Genomic DNA, 4,547 nt, shown 5'->3' with positions numbered 1-4,547 from the left:
AGTACCGCGATGCGCCTCCGCCGCCACCGGCCGATGCCACCGTCGACGTCTTCGTCACCACCTACAACGAGCCGCTCGACCTGGTGATGACCACGGCGCTGGCGGCGCAGAGGATCCGCCATTCGCACAGCACCTGGATACTCGACGACGGCGCCCGGCCCGAGTTGCGAAGCAAGGCTGACCAACATGGCATTGGGTATCTGACCCGCAGCGAGGACTGGACGGACCGGCCGCGGCACGCCAAAGCGGGCAACCTCAACAACGCCCTGATGACCACGCATGGCGAATTCCTGCTGATCCTCGACGCCGACCAGATCCCTGAACCGGACATCCTCGACAAGACGCTCGGTTACTTCAACAACCGTCGGGTGGCGTTGGTCCAGACTCCGCAGTACTTCAGCAATGTCCCGGCCGACGATCCGCTGGGGAGCCAGGCACCCTTGTTCTACGGTCCCATCCAACAGGGTAAAGATGGCTGGAATGCCGCGTTCTTCTGCGGTTCCAACGCCCTGCTGCGCCGCGAAGCCCTGATGCAGGTCGGATTGGCCGGCTATGTCCGGGAGGTCGACCGGGGAGTGCGCCGCGCCCTGGCCGGCGCCCGGACCGCCATCCGCAAGGCACGCAAGTCCCCGGAGTCGGCCGATCCAATGGTGTCCCGGCTGCTCGATGAGGTGGATGCGGCCACTGACCAGGCGCGCAAGGAATTGGACGACGGCGTATCCCTGAGCGAGATCACCTACCGGGTCCGGAGGAAGGTTGATACCGCGGTGCAGAGCCTGGTCTCGGAAAACTTCTCGACCCTGGAAGCGGACCTGGCGGAGATTGCCGTGATGGAGCTCGGCGCCGGCGGAGGCATCGACTCGCCGCTTGAACTGGAGGGCGCAGTGGACCGCATGTCGCGGCGGGACTGGTCTCCACTGGGCGCGCTCGAATCCATTCAATCTGTATTGGACGCCGTTTCGGTGGAGCGGCCGGACGAGGCACAGCCGGTGATGCCGCTGGCCACCATCTCCGTGACCGAGGATATGGCTACCGCCATGCGCATCCACGCGATGGGCTGGGACAGCGTCTACCACCACGAAGTCCTCGCCTACGGCCTGGCGCCCGAGGATTTGAAAACCATGCTGACCCAGCGGCTGCGTTGGGCGCAGGGCACCATCCAGGTCCTGCTCCGGGAAAATCCGCTGGTTCAATCCGGAATGAAATTCGGTCAACGGATGATGTACTTCTCAACGATGTGGAGTTACTTCAGCGGTTTCGCCGCCATCATCTACTTCGCTGCCCCGATCATCTATCTCACGCTGGGCATACTGCCGGTCAACAGCCTCAGCACGGACTTCTTTCTCCGGTTCGTTCCGTTCATGGTCGTCAACCAGCTGCTGTTCGGAGTCGTGGGCAAGGGCGTCAGCACCTGGCGCGGCCAGCAGTACAGCCTCGCTTTGTTCCCGACCTGGATCAAGGCGTGCACGACGGCGGCGCGCAACGTCTGGTTCGGACGTCCCCTTGGATTTGCGGTTACCCCCAAGGCCCGACAGACCGACGGACCCTCCTGGAGCTTGATCCGGCCACAGCTGATCGTGATGGCGCTGTTGGTCCTGGGGCTGATTGTGGGCGCAGTCCGGTTGGCCAATAATATGAACGAACCTATCGGGACTTTGGTAAACGTTGCCTGGGTCGTTTTTGACCTGACCATTTTGTGGGTCCTGGTCAAGGCAGCCAGCTACAAGGGGTTCGACCCCTCAGGAAAGGAAGCAAGATGAATTTCACCGTTGATACCGCGGCTGAATCCTACGCCGAGGTCAAAGGAGCGGGACGGTTGAATATGGTCTCCGCAGCAAAACTGCGGGAGGTGGTTTCCGACGTCGTCGCCGGTGGTTCCAATCATGTGGTCATCAATATGGCCGAGATGGACTTCATGGACTCCTCCGGTCTCGGCGCCCTCATCGGCTGCCTGAAAATAGCCAGGCAGGCCGGCGGGGACCTGCGGATCGCCAATGTGCAATCACAGGTGAAGATGGTCCTCGAGCTGACGAATATGAACCGTGTCCTGACGCCTTATGACAACGTGGAAGCAGCGTTCGCCGATGTCTGAAATTATCGGCCACAGCTCCCGCCAGGGACCGGCCATCCCGGAAATCATTGACGAGCTGCATGCAGATCTGGACAGCCTGTGGGCGAAGGCATCGTTCGTTCCTGAAATGGACCAGATGGCCTTCACCACGGCCGTTATTGAAGCCGCCACCAATGTAGTCCAGCACGCGACGCCGGCGTCCGACGCACAACTGCAGCTCGGCGTCGATATCACCATCTGGCCCCGCCGGCTGCAGGCAACTGTCAGCGAAATCGGTGCGGCGGCTTCCCGGCCGGATCTGGATGGTGCCTCTTCCCCCGATCAAGACATCGAGGCGGAGTCCGGCCGCGGGTTGGCGCTGATCCGCGCGCTGGTCAGCACAGTGACCTTCGAACGGCATGGGGACACGAACGTCTGGACGCTCTGTAAGGAATCGCCGCAGGCACAACGCTAGAGTAATGAGGGAATTGCTGCCGGGGAGGGGAACAATTGGTTCAACAGGAACGCGCGCAAACGACGCGGGAAGCGATTATCCGCGGCGCGGCCGAAGTGTTCGAAAGTTATGGGTACGGCAGCGCGACCCTGAGCGACATCATTCAGCGCTCCGGCGTCACGAAGGGGTCGCTCTACTTTCATTTCGCCTCCAAGGAAGACTTGGCCCACGCCGTCGTCGAAGCGCAGCACAAGCTGTCTTTCAACTCGGGGAAGGACCCGGCCTTGCAGAGTGATTCGGCGATCGAAACCATGATGAGGGTATGCCGGCACTTCGGCGAACAGCTGCAGACCGAGCCAATAGTGCGCGCCGGAATCCGGCTGACGCTCGAAACATCGATGTTCGAGAAACCGGTGATCAGTCCATACACCGACTGGATGAAAGAGTTTGAAACCCTCATCCAACGGGGAATCGACAGTGGTGAAATCCGCAGCACCGTCGACCCGGCCGCCCTGGCGCACTTCATAGTGCCTGCCTTTACCGGCGTGCAGATGGTTTCCAACCTGCTCACCGGCCACGAGGACGTGCTCGAGCGGATCAACGACATGTGGACGTTCCTGCTGCCCGCGCTCCGGCCTGAGGAGCCGTCCGCAGCGCCTTCGCCGCTTGGCTGAATAATCGCGCAACCCGGCTTGACCGTGACGTATGACATACGTATTGTATAAACATACCGGGCAGCCGGTTTCTATTTGGTCGTCCGGATCAACGCCTATGCGATGACGGGGGCGTCATGCGATCGCACTGCAGGCCGCGGACGACCAGATAACGCCGCTCCGGCCTCGGAAAGCGGGCCAGGGAGCCTCCGGTTTCCGGGACCGGAGCGGACCAAAACGCGCACAGAGGACGACGGCTTTGGGGGACGGCGATGAACGAACCGGTACTGCGATTCGCCGAGGTGGACAAGGTTTTCGGCGAGGGTGCATCGTCCGCGCTGGCGCTGCGGGGCATTAACTTCACAGTGAATGCCGGTGAATTTACCGCACTGATCGGCTCCCCCGGCTCCGGCAAATCTTCCATGCTGGCTGTTGGTGGAGGTTTGGACCAGCCCACCAACGGTGAAGTATTCGTCAACAACACTTCGCTCGGCGGGCTCGGACTGAACGAGTCCGCGAGCTTGCGGCGCCGCTTCATCGGCTATCTCCACCAGAAACCCGACCTGGTCCCAATGCTCACGGTGTTGGAGAATGTCGCACTGCCCCGCGAACTCGACGGTGCGCCCACTGAAGTGGCACACGGTGAGGCCGAAACCGCGCTCGACAAGATCGGAATCGCGGATCTTTCCGGCCGCTCCGCGCGTGTATTATCCGGCGCAGAGCAACAACGCGTCGCTTTAGCCCGGGCGGTCGTGGGCGACCGGCGGCTGGTGCTGGCAGATGAACCGACCGCCGCCCTGGGCTCCGCCGATGGCGATGAACTGCTCGACAGCCTTCGCCACCTGGCCGACGAAGGCTTCGCGGTCCTGTTGACCACTCAGGAAACAAGGCAGACCGCCTGGGCTGACCGCGTGTTGTTCATCAACGACGGACAAATTATCGGTGAATCGGGCAGCCGTTTCGGCAGCGAATTAGTTTTTGCCGACCGCTACGTCTAGCACGTCCAGACGGTCCGGATCGGCGAGCACGTCGATGGCGGTGATCTTTCCGTTCCGGATGGTGAACGCCATAACGGAGACCGGCCGGTCATGGGGAACGACGACGACTCCCGCGGTTCCGTTGACAAGTATCGGACGTACGTATGGGGCCAACTGCCCATAGGTGAGTGCCTGTTTGGCGATGGTCGGTCCTCCATGAAGGAGCACTGAGGCCGCCGGCCGCGCAACTCCGCCGTCGGACCGCAGCACGGCGTCCGGATCGAGCACCGCGACCAGTGCGGAAAAGTCGCCGTCGCGGGACGCAGCGAAGAACGCATCGACCACTTCACGTTGCCGGGCGGGATCGACGTCGGGCGGTGGAGCCTCTTGCTGCACCCGCCGGCGGGCGCGGC

General features: G+C 62.3%; 6 protein-coding genes. 5 read left to right on the top strand and 1 reads right to left on the bottom strand.

What is annotated here, in order from left to right; genetic code table 11:
- The 5 genes from Y707_RS26155 to Y707_RS0113815 all read left to right on the top strand — a co-directional run.
- On the top strand, nucleotides 1-1,760 hold a 1,760-nt coding region (locus Y707_RS26155), incomplete at its 5' end, for a glycosyltransferase family 2 protein (RefSeq protein ID WP_035781793.1).
- Nucleotides 1,757-2,092, top strand: coding sequence for an STAS domain-containing protein (locus tag Y707_RS0113830; protein ID WP_026535516.1), 336 nt, complete (start codon nucleotides 1,757-1,759; stop codon nucleotides 2,090-2,092). The genes Y707_RS26155 and Y707_RS0113830, both read left to right, overlap by 4 nt.
- Nucleotides 2,085-2,525, top strand: a complete 441-nt coding sequence (locus tag Y707_RS0113825; RefSeq protein ID WP_026535515.1) for an ATP-binding protein — start codon at nucleotides 2,085-2,087, stop codon at nucleotides 2,523-2,525. Before Y707_RS0113830 ends, Y707_RS0113825 begins: the two co-directional genes overlap by 8 nt.
- Nucleotides 2,526-2,560: 35 nt before the next feature.
- Entirely contained in the window at nucleotides 2,561-3,178 is a 618-nt protein-coding gene (locus Y707_RS26150; protein ID WP_051442019.1) for a ScbR family autoregulator-binding transcription factor, read from the top strand.
- 251 nt (nucleotides 3,179-3,429) lie between these two features.
- On the top strand, nucleotides 3,430-4,155 hold the full coding sequence (locus Y707_RS0113815) for an ABC transporter ATP-binding protein (RefSeq protein ID WP_026535514.1): 726 nt from the start codon (nucleotides 3,430-3,432) through the stop codon (nucleotides 4,153-4,155).
- On the opposite strand, the gene Y707_RS31525 is transcribed toward Y707_RS0113815, so the two are convergent.
- Nucleotides 4,129-4,547, bottom strand: a 419-nt coding sequence (locus tag Y707_RS31525; RefSeq protein WP_035781792.1) for a DNA-directed RNA polymerase sigma-70 factor, incomplete at its 5' end; no start/stop codon positions are given. The two genes, Y707_RS0113815 and Y707_RS31525, sit on opposite strands and share 27 nt — an antisense overlap.

Source organism: Arthrobacter sp. H14 (assembly GCF_000520495.1).
Lineage (GTDB): Bacteria > Actinomycetota > Actinomycetes > Actinomycetales > Micrococcaceae > Arthrobacter_C.
The sequence above is the reverse complement of the archived record's forward strand: the minus strand, read 5'-3'. Positions and strand labels throughout refer to the sequence as shown.